Annotated in this window: 15 protein-coding genes, 1 tRNA gene and 1 other RNA gene; 14 read left to right on the top strand and 3 right to left on the bottom strand. The window is 66.6% G+C overall.

Annotated features, from left to right (window positions below):
* The first annotated feature begins 164 nt into the window (after positions 1–164).
* From MQH31_RS08205 to MQH31_RS08195, 3 genes are all read left to right on the top strand, one after another.
* The gene (locus MQH31_RS08205; RefSeq protein ID WP_243011573.1) at positions 165–632 is read left to right on the top strand and encodes a peroxiredoxin; all 468 of its coding nucleotides are present in this window, start codon (positions 165–167) and stop codon (positions 630–632) included.
* A gap of 63 nt (positions 633–695) precedes the next feature.
* Positions 696–771, top strand: a tRNA-Val gene (locus MQH31_RS08200).
* Positions 772–918: 147 nt separating this feature from the next.
* Positions 919–1,194 carry a hypothetical protein gene (locus tag MQH31_RS08195; protein WP_243011572.1) on the top strand — a complete coding sequence of 92 codons (276 nt, stop codon included), beginning with the start codon at positions 919–921 and terminating at the stop codon, positions 1,192–1,194.
* A 55-nt stretch (positions 1,195–1,249) separates the two neighbouring features.
* On the opposite strand, the gene MQH31_RS20630 is transcribed toward MQH31_RS08195, so the two are convergent.
* A complete protein-coding gene (locus tag MQH31_RS20630; RefSeq protein ID WP_279238349.1) occupies positions 1,250–1,375 on the bottom strand; it encodes a hypothetical protein in 126 nt (41 codons plus the stop codon).
* Here MQH31_RS20630 and MQH31_RS08190 point away from each other — a divergent pair.
* The 6 genes from MQH31_RS08190 to MQH31_RS08165 all read left to right on the top strand — a co-directional run bounded on the left by MQH31_RS08190 (position 1,368) and on the right by MQH31_RS08165 (position 6,397).
* Complete coding sequence (locus MQH31_RS08190; protein WP_243011571.1) at positions 1,368–3,086, top strand: alpha/beta hydrolase; 1,719 nt, start codon at positions 1,368–1,370, stop codon at positions 3,084–3,086. The genes MQH31_RS20630 and MQH31_RS08190 overlap by 8 nt on opposite strands.
* A gap of 28 nt (positions 3,087–3,114) precedes the next feature.
* The gene (locus MQH31_RS08185) at positions 3,115–3,612 is read left to right on the top strand and encodes a hypothetical protein (protein WP_243011570.1); all 498 of its coding nucleotides are present in this window, start codon (positions 3,115–3,117) and stop codon (positions 3,610–3,612) included.
* 50 nt (positions 3,613–3,662) lie between these two features.
* Entirely contained in the window at positions 3,663–4,130 is a 468-nt protein-coding gene (locus MQH31_RS08180; protein WP_243011569.1) for a hypothetical protein, read from the top strand.
* A 370-nt stretch (positions 4,131–4,500) separates the two neighbouring features.
* A complete protein-coding gene (locus MQH31_RS20865; RefSeq protein WP_243011568.1) occupies positions 4,501–5,256 on the top strand; it encodes a GAF and ANTAR domain-containing protein in 756 nt (251 codons plus the stop codon).
* 9 nt (positions 5,257–5,265) lie between these two features.
* The gene (locus MQH31_RS08170; protein WP_243011567.1) at positions 5,266–5,979 is read left to right on the top strand and encodes a GAF and ANTAR domain-containing protein; all 714 of its coding nucleotides are present in this window, start codon (positions 5,266–5,268) and stop codon (positions 5,977–5,979) included.
* A gap of 79 nt (positions 5,980–6,058) precedes the next feature.
* The gene (locus tag MQH31_RS08165) at positions 6,059–6,397 is read left to right on the top strand and encodes a hypothetical protein (RefSeq protein WP_243011566.1); all 339 of its coding nucleotides are present in this window, start codon (positions 6,059–6,061) and stop codon (positions 6,395–6,397) included.
* Here the strand turns inward: MQH31_RS08165 and MQH31_RS08160 are convergent.
* The gene (locus MQH31_RS08160) at positions 6,391–7,302 is read right to left on the bottom strand and encodes a universal stress protein (protein ID WP_243011565.1); all 912 of its coding nucleotides are present in this window, start codon (positions 7,300–7,302) and stop codon (positions 6,391–6,393) included. The genes MQH31_RS08165 and MQH31_RS08160 overlap by 7 nt on opposite strands.
* 64 nt (positions 7,303–7,366) lie before the next feature.
* On the opposite strand from MQH31_RS08160, the gene MQH31_RS08155 reads away from it, so the two are divergent.
* From MQH31_RS08155 to rnpB, 5 genes are all read left to right on the top strand, one after another.
* Complete coding sequence (locus MQH31_RS08155) at positions 7,367–7,870, top strand: DUF427 domain-containing protein (RefSeq protein ID WP_134531781.1); 504 nt, start codon at positions 7,367–7,369, stop codon at positions 7,868–7,870.
* A 38-nt stretch (positions 7,871–7,908) separates the two neighbouring features.
* Positions 7,909–9,639, top strand: coding sequence for a purine-cytosine permease family protein (locus MQH31_RS08150; RefSeq protein WP_243011564.1), 1,731 nt, complete (start codon positions 7,909–7,911; stop codon positions 9,637–9,639).
* A 21-nt stretch (positions 9,640–9,660) separates the two neighbouring features.
* On the top strand, positions 9,661–10,482 hold the full coding sequence (locus tag MQH31_RS08145; protein ID WP_243011563.1) for a Nif3-like dinuclear metal center hexameric protein: 822 nt from the start codon (positions 9,661–9,663) through the stop codon (positions 10,480–10,482).
* A 73-nt stretch (positions 10,483–10,555) separates the two neighbouring features.
* Positions 10,556–11,293 carry a zinc ribbon domain-containing protein gene (locus tag MQH31_RS20860; RefSeq protein WP_134531784.1) on the top strand — a complete coding sequence of 246 codons (738 nt, stop codon included), beginning with the start codon at positions 10,556–10,558 and terminating at the stop codon, positions 11,291–11,293.
* 22 nt (positions 11,294–11,315) lie between these two features.
* An RNA gene (gene rnpB, locus MQH31_RS08135) (RNase P RNA component class A) lies at positions 11,316–11,687 on the top strand.
* Between the two features lie 64 nt (positions 11,688–11,751).
* Here the strand turns inward: rnpB and ppgK are convergent.
* Complete coding sequence (gene ppgK / locus MQH31_RS08130; protein WP_134531785.1) at positions 11,752–12,516, bottom strand: polyphosphate--glucose phosphotransferase; 765 nt, start codon at positions 12,514–12,516, stop codon at positions 11,752–11,754.
* Positions 12,517–12,522 lie beyond the last annotated feature (6 nt).

Here is a 12,522-nt window from a genome sequence, read left to right as displayed (position 1 = left end):
CCGCTGGCACCACGCCAGCCTACAGATTCCAGCTGTGCGCCGCGCACGCTCGGCAGCTTCTGGGCCAACGCTGTCAGCGAAAGATTTGTCTAGGTTTCCCCCCTCTCCGGGGCTAGGCTGTTCCGGCGCTTGCCACTGGTGGTTGACGCAGGAAAGGACGCACTATGGCTCTGGAGAACGACACCCAGGCACCCGACTTCGAACTGGTCAACCAGTACGGCGAGCACATCCAGCTCAGCCAGTACCGCGGTGACAAATCGGTGGCACTGGTCTTCTTCCCTCTCGCGTTCTCGGGAATCTGCAGCGGAGAGTTGTGCACCCTTCGCGACAACCTGAGCCTGTTCGAGAACAGCGGTGTCGAACTCCTCGGTATCTCGGTGGACTCTCGCCATGCCCTGCGCGCGTGGGGTGAGCAGGAGAACTACGGCTTCAACCTCCTCGCCGACTTCTGGCCGCACGGGGCCGTCGCCAAGGAATACGGCGTCTTCCTCGATGAGAAGGGCTTCTCCAACCGCGCCACCTTCCTGATCGACCCGAACGGCATCATCCGGGCGAGCTTCATCACGGCCCCCGGCGAGGCTCGTTCGCTCGAGGCCTACCGCGCCGCGATCGGTGAACTGCAGCCTGCGTGACGGGATCGGCGATGCCACCGGTATAGTGGTGTCGGTTCCACCCCGGCGGGAGTCGATTCCCAGGGGCCTTTAGCTCAGTTGGTAGAGCGCCACGTTTACACCGTGGATGTCATCGGTTCGAGCCCGGTAGGGCCCACCAGTAAAAGTCCTGATCAGATCCGTTTAACGCCTCGCTGTACACCTGCTAGCCTATGGCTCGGAAGTGTGATCGGAGTTCTTTGGGGGGAGGAATTGGTCGTGGCCGGACTCAGGGTTCTTGTTCAGAACATCAACGGATGGCAACGTCGTGCCTGATCTGCGGGCTAACGTGCCACAGCTGCTCGATCTGGCTACCCTGGTTGAGACTGCGGTCGGGTTGCTGCGCGGTGATCCCGGTTTCGGTTCCGCGGCCCCAGTCATCCAGTCTGACGCCGTTTCGGACACGGTCGCCGCGGCGACTGGACAGTTAGTGTCCCGGGAGTCGCTAGTCCAGGAAAGCCTGGCCGCCGTCGCGTCCTTTCCAAGTGACGCGGCAGCCGCATTGCAGGATGCCGACGCGCGCCTGGCAGCCAAGGTGGGCTGACTGTGGTCTGGACGCGAGAAGACCCGGGCGCGGGTGAGCCGTCGGGCATCCGTCATCAGGCCACCGCGCGCACGATGCGTTCGGCGTCCATGCAGACGGTGTCGAGCACGCTCGTGACCGCGCGGTCACAGGCGGACGCCGCCGCTTGGGTTGGGAAGTCCCGGGATTCGTTCGTGGCCAAGCTGGACTCGCTTGCCCCCGAGTTGGCGTATCTGGTCCAGAGCCTGAACGCCCAAGCGAGGAGCTTGAACCGCTACGCGGCCGAGGTCGAACAGATCCAGGACGAGCAGCGTGCGTTGGAACGTGAACGAACGGATGCGCAGGCGACCCTGGACGGCTACCATCGCCGCTTCCGGGAATTGGCCGTGAGCTTTCCGAATGAAGAATTGCTTCCCGACCCTCCCGGCCGGGCTGAGCGAGCACACCTCGAAGAAGCAATGTCCGACGAGAAACGCGTGCTCCAATCGATCGACATCCGTTGGGATGAGCTCGTCTCGCGTCGGCGGGCCGCAGACTCGGCGTGCGGGCAACAGTTCGGCTCGGTCGAGGTGCTGGGCGTCCTGAACGCGTTCACCCCGACGCGGATAACCGGACTGCCCGCTGATGAGTTACTAGCCCGCTTGGCAACCCTGTCTGCGATCGATTTAGCTGTTCTCCTTGCCCAGTATCCGTTGCTCACGACGCAGGCGTTGCAGGCTGACCCCGTCAGGACGGCCGCCTGGTGGCGCAGCCTGAGCGGACCTGACGGAGCGGTTCCTTCGCCCGCGCAGCTCGCTTTGATAACCGGCGCGCCTGCCCTCATCGGTGCGCTCGAGGGCGTCGCATATTGGGCTCGCGATCAGGCCAACCGGTCGCTCTTGAACGCTCGGGCCACAGAACTCACCAACCTTAAACGTACGGTCGCCGGAATGCTCGCGGATGGCCACGCCCCGGCGGCAGGACGTCTGCTGGCCGAAAAGGGGTACTCCTTCGTGACTTTCGGCGAAGCCGTATCGTCTGTGACGGCGATCCGGGAGACTCTCGAACGCGCAGAATCGGGAGCGCCACGAATGTTGTTATCACTGGACTTGGGCGAGCACCCCACAGCGTCGATTTCGATCGGCGACCTCGACACGGCCGAGCGGATCACATATCTGATCCCCGGAATGGGTACGACGGTGGCCGGACAAATGAATTTTTGGACGACCGCCGCCGAAAATTTATACGACGAGCAACAGAAATTGGCGACTATGCACGGTCAAACTGCGCAGCTGGCAACAGTTGCCTGGATCGGATATCAGGCGCCGGTCGTCGGGCTAAATGAGGATGGTGTGCTCGAGGTGGCCAATGGCGACCTCGCACGAGTGGGCGGCCACCGGCTGGCTGCTGCGCTGGGAGGAACCAGCGCGGTGCATGGCTGGTCGCCCGAGGATGCCCGGCTGGCACTGGTTGCGCATTCTTTCGGGTCGACGGTTGCGACGAATGCGCTTGTGGAAGCGTCCGCTGGATCGCTGACCATGATTGGATCCGCCGGCGTCGAAAGAAGCATTCCGAACGCAGCGGCCCTGAACGTTCCGGCCGGGCAAGTCTTCGCCAGCCAAGGAGCCCAAGACCAGTGGGCTGGGCCTGGGCAATTGGCCAGCGGGCGTGCAGACCCGCTCGGTGGGACTTTCGGAGCCCGTCAGTTCAGCTCCGAAACCACGATCGACCCTGGCTCCCGTGAGATACTTCACGGCGTCACCGACCATTCCACCCAGCAGAGTGCGGAGCATCCCGGCGGCTACGGCTACCTCGATGTCCGGACCGAGTCCCTGCATAATATTGCGCTACTTACCACTGGCCGGGACGCCGACGTTCCTGTCTACTTCCCGACAGTCGCCAGAAACAACGAAGGGTACATCGGTCTTGAGTAGCACATGTCCCACCCCGTCGAGGCCCAAGATGCTGGCCATTGTTCTTCTACCCCTGATTCTGCTCACCGGTTGCACGAGCAGCCCCGACGGTACGGACCCCACGATGACCCCGGAACAAGCCCAACAGCAGTTGATGGAGTTATTCACCGCCACATCGACGCTTGTGGATGGTGACTGGGACATCCAAAAGCGTGGGCCTAGAGACTGCACCACGCAATCCGGTCAGGTCGGTGTTACCTTTCCGATGGTCGGTTTCGGGCCGGCGTCCGCCGACCCAGAATCGGCAGCCGATCAGGTTGCCGCACTGTGGGCGGATCGTGGGTACCCGGCTCACCGGTCGGTGATCGATGGGGATGTCATTCAGCTGTTGTATCCCGACGACGCCGACGGCTTCGGTCTCCAGTTTTGGACGAACCGGAGTGGCTCGACCCTGGACGGCAGCACACCGTGCGTACCCGGGGACGCTGCTGCCCTCAATCGGGCCCGCCAGCAGGACGTCACTCCGGGGGAGCTACATCCGTTGTGACGAGCAGAACACCGAAATCGTACCGGCACTCGATCCTGACAGCCGTCCTCATGCTGCCGGTGCTGTTTTTGTCCGGTTGTGCGAGCAGCCCCAAAGAGATGGACCACACGATGACCCCCGAGCAAGCCCAACAGCAGTTGACCGAGTTGTTCTCGACCACGTCGGCGCTTGTGGTCGGTGACTGGAATCTCGAATTCAACGGCGCGCGGGACTGCACCACTCAAGCCGGTCAGGTCGGAGTCGTCTTCGATCAGGTCGGTCTCGGGCCGGGGTCTGCAGACCCGGGGTCGGCAGCGGATCAGGTCGCAGCGCTCTGGACAGATCGTGGCCACCCCGTGACCAGATCGGTGATCGACAGCAACGCCATCCGTTTACTTTCTCCGGACGATGCCGATGGCTTCGGTCTCGAGTTCACCGTGAATGACCGGGCCTCGACCCTGGACGGCAGCACGCCGTGCGTGCCCGGGGACGCGGCTGCCCTCAATCGGGCCCGCCAGCAGGACGTCCCGTCACGGTGAGGCGGGTCGTTGGACTTTTCTCATCCGCAGCTATTCGTCTGGCCAGAAGCAGAGTTCGCGCCGCGTTCACACCGTGGACTTCATCGGTTCGAGCCCGGTAGGGCCCACCAGCACGTACGACGAGGTGCACTCATCAGCTCGTGGGTGGGCGTGAGAGCGAAATCCCGGTGGGGACAGCATTTGGCTGCACGGGCTACGCTGGGAGTGATTCGGCCGGTCATGCCGGTCATGCCGGTACTCCCGTGTGAACCGGTCGCTCCTTCCAGAGCCGAAAGGTCGTGTGTACCCGTGTTCTTCTTGTGGAGTGATCTGCACCGGGACACGCTGGCCACCCCGTACGAACCGATTCCGGGTGCGAAGGACCTGTCCCGTGTTTCCCGTTAGTCGCGAGGTATTCGACACGGCCGCCCGGGAACTCGAGGCGTGGGACGACTCTGGCACCGAGCTCTGCGCCCCTTTCCTCAGGGTTCTCCCCATCGACGGTGCCTCGATCTCCACCCTGGGAGCCCCGTTCGGCACTGAGACGATCAGCGCGAGCGACGCGTTCGCCGCGCGCATCGACGAGCTCCAGTTCGATCTCGGCGAGGGGCCGTGCTGGAGGGCGCTGGCGACCCGGCTCCCCGTCCTCTCTCCGAATATCCGGATCGAGCCGAATCCGGCCTGGCCGATGTTCCGCGCGGCGCTCGACGAGACGGATGTCGGGGGACTGTTCGCCTTCCCCCTCGCCATCGGGACGCTCGAGATCGGCGCCGTCGACCTCTACTCGTCCACCGCCGGCCCGTTGCCGCCAGAGGCCGTCGACGATGCGATGTACCTGGCGGATATCGTGGCACGGGTGGTGTTGCGCAGGGCGCTCCGAGACAACGTCTCCGCCGAGCACGATCCATACGGGACGGGCATCGCGGGACCGAATCCGGCCGTCCCGACGGAGGAGGAGGCGGAGGGTTTCTCGCGCCGCGTGATCCACCAGGCGACGGGCATGATCCTCGCCCAGCTCGATCTGTCCGCTACGGATGCGCTGCTGCTGCTCCGCGGTTACGCTTTCTCGAACGGACGATCGGTGCGGTCTGTCGCGCACGATGTGGTCGCCCGGAAATTAGATTTCTCGACGGTTCTCTCACCTTAGGATTACATTATGGTCACACAATCCCGGGAGGGTCAGCTCGTCGAGACCTTCGTCACGCTGGCCGACACGCTCGTCGTCGGCTATGACGTCGTCGACCTCCTGCAGACCCTCGTCGAGCGTTGCGCGCTCCTGTTCGGGGCATCGGCCGTGGGTATCATCCTCTCGGCCGGAGACGGCGACTTCGAGGTTGTCGCCTCCACCAACGAGCGCACGCGACTGGTCGAAATCCTCCAGCTGCGAGCGGGCGCCGGTCCCTGCGTCGAATGCGTGATGACCGGGGCCGCTGTCGCCATTCCCGACCTCGACGTCGTGGCCCCGAAGTGGCCGAGCTTCCGGGCGGGCGCACTCGAACAGGGATTCCTCTCGATGCACGCCGTTCCCCTGCACCTGCGGGCAACGACCATCGGATCACTCAATCTCTTCTGGGACCGCCTCGGCGGCCTCGGCGCCCACGACCTGCGCACGGTCCAGGCCCTCGCGGACACGGCGACGATCGGAATTCTCCAGGAACGCGCGATTCGCGAGAGCGACATCGCGCGAGCGCAACTGCAGCACGCGCTCAACAGCCGCATCGTGATCGAACAGGCCAAAGGCGTCATCGCGTTCATGCACAACGTCGACATGGACGAGGCGTTCACGATGCTTCGAGGGCACGCCAGGAACCACAGCCGGCCGCTCGCAGAAGTCGCCGCAGCCGTGGTCGATCGAACCCTTCGCCTCTGAACCCGATCTGCATATACTGGGATTGCGCCCCGGACCCTGGCTGCACACGGACATTTCACTGAGCCAGTGAGGGAAGACGATGAAGCGCATATTCCACGCCGGGGGATCCGTCGTAACCGGGAGTGACCTTGCCGATGCGGTCATGCAGTATGCCGAAAGACTCAGCACCCGCGGCCAGGTCGAGGTGGTGGACATTCCCGTCCTCGGCGACAGCGGTCAGGTGGGGCGCGCCCAGTTCCTGATCGGTGCGGCGAGCCAGCTGACGAGCGTCACGTCTCCGGCCGGTTTCCGCGAACTCGTCGACCTCGACATCACCGCGGGCCTGCGCAGGAAAGCACTCGCTCCGATGGCGGTGCCACAGGGCGGTTGGACCGGCGACGGGCTCGATTCGCCCCAGTTCGACGAATTCGACTACTGAACCCGTCCCGGATGCTCCGTCCCCGCGGGCCGGTCCCCGCCGGTTCGGCGCGGAATGACCGCGATCGGGCAGGGCAGGTTCAGCAGAACATCGTGGCTCACTGAGCCCAGGATGAGGCTTCCGACGGAGCCGCGCCCATGAGTGCCGACAACGAGCAGCTCCGCCTCGCGGGACGCATCAACGAGCACGAGGGCGGCCGGCCCGGTGTCGAGGACCTCAACGACGTCGAGTCCCGGATGCGCGTCCCGGACCCGTTGGGCCGCGGTTGCGAGAACTTCGGCATTGGCTTCACGCAGCGCGTCTACAGGCACCACCGCGCCGAGGTCGATCGCAATCGTCATCGGGATCGACCAGGAGTGCACGATCCGGAGGCCGCGCCCCAGCCTGACCGCTTCGCCGGCCGCCCAGTCGAGCGCTTCGGTGCCGGCGAGGTCATTGTCGAACCCCACGACGACCGGGCCGGTCCGAGGCCGCCACGTCGCCGGAACCACGACGACCGGGCAGTGCGCGTGCGCAGCGAGGCGCAGGGGGAGTGTCCCGTAGACGGCGCCGGCCAGGAGTCCGGTCTTGTTCGAGCCGATCACCAACAGGTCCGCAGCAGCGGATGCCCTGACCAGCTCCTCGACGGGGGCACCGTGCCGGATATAGCTCGTCCTGCGGCACCCCGGCGCCCGGCGCTCCACCTCATGGGTGGCTGCCGCGAGCGCGCGTTCGTAGACCGGCTGAAAGGTCACCGCGACGTCGCGGGGCGACCACCCCAGTTCGACAACGGTCGTGAGCTCGAGTTCGACCGGTTCCGCGGTCGAATCGCCGGACGATCGCTCGACCCCCCGGGTTATCGCCCAATCGAGGGCCGCTGCACTGGCCGGTCCGCCGTCAATGGCAACGATCACGTTCTCCGTCATGCCCCGCAGTGTACTCTCGGGGCTTCTGGGGCCCGCCGCCGGACGGCCCGGCTATCATGGCCCGATGACATCGTCACGCATCGGCAGGATCGTTCCTGGTCCCGGCCAGGAATCGGTGTGGGACTACCCGCGCCCGCCCAGAGTCGAGCCCGTCTCCGAGGAAGTGGTGATCCGGTTCGGTGGGCGCGAGATCGCGCGCACCGCACGCGCAGTCCGGGTGCTCGAGACGAGCCATCCGCCCGCGTACTATCTTCCGCCCGAGGCCTTCCTCCCGGGGTCCCTCGTGCCGGCACCCGGCGTATCCGTGTGCGAATACAAGGGGACCGCCGTGTACCTGACCGTCGTGTCCGGTTCTGCCCGGTCCGTCGGCGCCGCCTGGTCCTACCCTGATCCCGAGCCCGGGTTCGAAGCACTCGCCGGCCGGATCGCACTCTACCCGGGGCGCATGGATCGATGCACTGTCGACGGCGAAGAGGTCCTCCCGCAGGCCGGATCTTTCTACGGTGGGTGGATCACCTCGCGGGTGGTCGGGCCGTTCAAAGGGGAGCCGGGCACCCTCGGCTGGTAGGCCTGCCGGGATTTCGGGCATCTGGCTACACTCGGGGCATGTCCGACAGGAACATGAGGGGGCAGGGTGGCCCCGTCCCACCCGAACCCGCCCCCGGTGACGACGACGCGCTCACCGCGGAGTCTCCTGCCGTGATCGAACTCGGCATCAGCCCACTGGACGGAAGCGCCCCGAGAACGGCCGCGACCGAGATCATCGGCTTCGGAATCGACGACGACCTGCCGGACGATGCCGACGACGTGCCGACGGGGGTGGCCGCTCCCGTTGCGAGTCCCCGGGTCGCCGACGACGAGATCGTGCTCGTCGATGCCGCCCTCGCCGACGAGCCGCGGCTCGTGATCGAACGCTATGCGCAGGCGCCGACCCCGGTGGTGAACCGAGTCGGGCGGGCGAGCCGGGTCTTCGGCCTGTGGTTCGCGGTGACGGCATCCGTTGTCAGTGTCGCGGTCGGTGCCCGGCTCGCCTCTCTCGGGCTCAGTCTCCGCCAGGTCGTGCTCGTCACCGTGCTCGGCATCGTGCTCTCCCTTGTTCCGCTCGGCCTCGGCACGCTCGCCGGGCGGCGCAACGGGCAGTCGACGGTGATGCTGTCGCGGGCGACCTTCGGCGTGATCGGGAACCTCGTCCCCGCCGTGTTCGCCCTGCTGGTGCGGATGGCCTGGGGTGCGCTGCTGCTCGCGATCCTGGGGCGCGCGGTGACCGCGGCAACGGGCCCGACGGCGCCGGGCGCAGCAGGCGCGCGCGACGGGTCGGTTCCGCTCGCCGCACTCGGTGTCCTCGCGGTGGCGACCGTGATCGCACTCTTCGGCTATGCGCTCATCCGGTCGGTCCAGGCCGTGCTCGCCGTCGCGGGTGCCACTCTCGTGATCGCGATGATGGTGCTCTCGGCCGGGCTCGTGGACCTCGATTCGGCACTCGCGGCGCCCGACGGCAGTGGGTTCACCGTATTCGGCGGGGTCACTCTCGTCTTCGCCTATCTCGGATTGGCTTGGGCCTCGAGCGGCGCCGACCTTGCGCGGTACCAGGGCAGGTCCGGTAAGGGATCGGCCTCGCTGCTTTGGCTCCTCGCGGGGGTCGGAGTGCCTGCGCTCGTCCTCGCCGTCTGGGGGGCGGTGCTCGTCTCGTCCCAGCGGCAGCGGGGTGCCGACCTCTCCGTCGACCCGGTCGGCGCGCTGGCGGCGCTCCTGCCGGAGGGTCTGGAATGGCCGTTGCTTCTGCTCGGAACGGTCACCGTGCTCTCCGCACTGATCCTCACCCTCTATTCGGGCGGGCTCGCGGCCGCCGCGCTGTCGGCAGGGCTGCCACGGGCCGCCGGGGTCGTACTCACTGCGGTCGGTGCGGCCGTGCTCCTCCTGCCGTTCGGCGGACTCGGGGTGCGGGCGGCGTTCCTCACCGTTCCGTTGACGCTTGCGATTCCCGTCGCGGCATGGTCGGGGCTGTTCTCCGCCGAGACCCTGGTGCGGGCCAGTCGCTTCGACACCCACAGCCTCCTGAAGCGTGGGGGAGCGTACGCGGATGTGCGCTGGGTCAATCTGACCGCCTTCGTCGTCTTCAGCGCGATCGGCTGGGGGCTCCTCGTTCCCGGTGCCGGCTGGTCGGCGTGGCAGGGCTACCTCTTTGTTCCGCTCGGCATCGACCCGGGCGGGGAATTCGCGGCGACGAATCCCGGCGTGCTGGTCGCGTTCACTTTGGGTCTCGCGACACCCCTGCTCGCGGGCATCCCGGCGATCCGTCGGCAGGAGAGACTCCTGGCCCCGGCGTCCGCGAGATGAGCGCACGGGTAGGCTGGCTGGGTGTCCTATCCGCTCTCCGAGATAACCCGGACCGTCCACGAGCTGTGGCCGTTGTCCGGTGCAGAGACGTGGGATGCACCCGGACTGCTGAGCGGTGACCCGTCGAGCCTGGTTGGTTCCGTGCTCCTTGCCGTCGACGCCGTCTCCGCGACCGTCGATGAGGCGATCGAGTCCGGTGCCGGACTGCTGCTCGTGCACCACCCGCTCCTTCTTCGCGGAGTCACCTCCGTCGCGGAAGACCGGTACAAGGGTGCCCTTCTGGCTCGGCTGATCCGGTCCGACTGCGCACTGATCGCCGCGCACACGAACGCGGACGTCGTCGTCGACGGCGTCTCCGACGTGCTCGCGACGCGGCTCGGACTCGTCGACGCGCGGCCGATCACCGCGGGGACCGTGCCAGGGACCGGTATCGGCCGGGTCGGCCTGCTTGCGACTCCCACCACCCTCGGCCAGCTCGCGAGGCGCCTCGCGGCGATCCTGCCTGCGACGGCGTCCGGGATCCGTGTCTCGGGGGAGTACAACTCCCCGGTGCGCTCGGTTGCGCTGTGCGGGGGAGCCGGCGACTCGCTGCTCAAGGATCCGGCCGTTCTGGCAGCGGATGTCTACATCACCGCCGACCTCCGGCACCACCCAGCCTCGGAAGCCCGGGAACAGGCACTGCTGGACGGAAACACACCGGCGCTGATCGACGTGTCACACTGGGCGAGCGAGTGGTTGTGGCTTGACACCGCCGCCGACGCCCTGCGGAACGCTTTTCCGGGACTGCGGGTGGACGTGAGCGATCTGCGCACGGACCCGTGGGACTTCGTCATCGTGCAGTAGCCTGCACAACCCCACCGACAGTATCCGGCCACCGGGCCGGTCAAACTCAATACCCGTGAAGGTCAGGACACAAGTGAAGGCATCCCCCATCGAGCAGAAGGAACTTCTCCGGCTCCAGGCTCTCGACATCAGGCTCCAGCAGGTCGACCACCAGACCAGGGCGCTCGCCCAGCACGCTGAACTCACCGCACTCGCCGGGACCGCGGACAAGACCCGGATGAGTCTCACGACCCTGCACGGAGAGGTCGAGGATGTCCGCCTCGAGCTGAACCGGATCGAATCCGACGTCGAGGTCGTCGAGAAGCGCATCAAGCGGGACGATGAGCGTCTGCAGACGACGAGTTCGGTCAAGGACGTCCAGGCGCTCGACACCGAACTCGCCGCCCTGCGCAAACGGCTGCTGGCTCTCGAAGAGATCGAGATCGCCGTGATGGAACGCCTCGAGGAACGGGAAGCGGCCGTCGCGGTCGTCGAGGCCGAACGGGACGCTCTCGCCGCCCGGGTCGAGGAGACCGAGATCTCGCGCGACGCCGACCTCGCCACCCTGCACCGCCAGCTCGAGGAGCTCCGCCGCGACCGGGCCGTGATCGCGGGCACGATCGCGCCGGATCTGGCGAGCCTCTACGAGAAGCTCTTCGTGAGCGGCCACGGCAACGCCGCTGCCCTGCTCCGCCAGCGCACCTGCAGCGGCTGCACCATCACCCTCACCGGCAGCGATCTCGAGTCCGTCCGGTCTTCCGCGGCCGACGAGGTGCTGTTCTGCCCGGATTGCGGCGCGATCCTGGTGCGCACGGAGGAGTCCGGAATCTGATCCTGTAGTCTGAGGAGAAGAATGGGTCGGCAAGACGGCCGCGTCAGCCGGTTCCCTTCGGGGAATCGGCTGCCGAGGAACGTCCGGGCTCCACAGAGCAGGGCGGTGGGTAACACCCACCCGGGGTAACCCGCGAGACAGTGCCACAGAAAGTAGACCGCCACCGTTCGTTCGGTGGTAAGGGTGAAACGGTGGTGTAAGAGACCACCAGAGGCCAGGGTGACCTGGTCGGCTCGGTAAACCTCGTCCGGAGCAAGGTCACACAGGAAACGCTAAGGCGGCTCGCCGAGTTTCCGGGTAGACCGCTAGAGGGCTGCGGCAACGTAGTCCCGAGATAGATGGCCGTCCCCGGTGAGAACCGGGACAGAACCCGGCGTACCAGCCGGCCCATTCTCCCGTCTCCCTCCGGGGAGACCGGAGCCACCCGACGGTTCGGAGCGGGCTCGGCTCAGCTCGGTTCAGCCGAGGTCCTTCACCGCGAGGGCTGCCGCGCCGAGGATGCCGGCGTTGTTCTTGTGCACGGCGGGCACGATCGGCGTGTGCAGGGCGAGGAGCGGCAGGAAGTCCTCGTGGTGCTTGGAGACGCCACCGCCGACCACGAACAGGTCGGGGGAGAAGAGCGCCTCGAGCGTCGAGTAGTACTTCTGCAGGCGTGCCGCCCAGGCCGACCAGGAGAGGTTCTCCCGTTCCCGCGCGGAGTACGAGGCGCGGGTCTCGTAGTCGACGCCGTCGATCTGCAGGTGGCCGAGCTCCGTGTTGGGCACGAGAACCCCGTCGTTGAGGAGTGCGGTGCCGATCCCGGTGCCCAGGGTGGTCAGGATCACGACACCTTCAACACCCTGCGCGGCCCCGAACTGGGATTCGGCGTATCCGGCGGCATCCGCGTCGTTCACAAAGGTGATGGGAGCGCCGAGGCTTCTCGCGAACAGGGCGGCCGCCTCGAGGCCGATCCACTTCTTGGAGACGTTGGCGGCCGACATCGTGCGCCCATGCCTGACGATGGCGGGGAAGCAGATGCCGACGGGGACATCCGTCACGCCGGCGGCGGCGCCGACCCTTTCGAGGATGACGCGGGTCGTCTCGACGATGTCGGCAGGCCGGCCGCCCTTGGGCGTGGGGAGTTTGACCCGATCGGTCAGTAAGGTTCCCGTCGCAAGATCGACGAGGGCCCCCTTGATTCCGGTCCCGCCGATGTCAATGCCGATGGCCGTCTGAGAACTCATAGTAGA

This window comes from Cryobacterium zhongshanensis, assembly GCF_022760445.1.
Lineage (GTDB): Bacteria > Actinomycetota > Actinomycetes > Actinomycetales > Microbacteriaceae > Cryobacterium > Cryobacterium algoricola.
The sequence above is the reverse complement of the archived record's forward strand: the minus strand, read 5'-3'. Positions and strand labels throughout refer to the sequence as shown.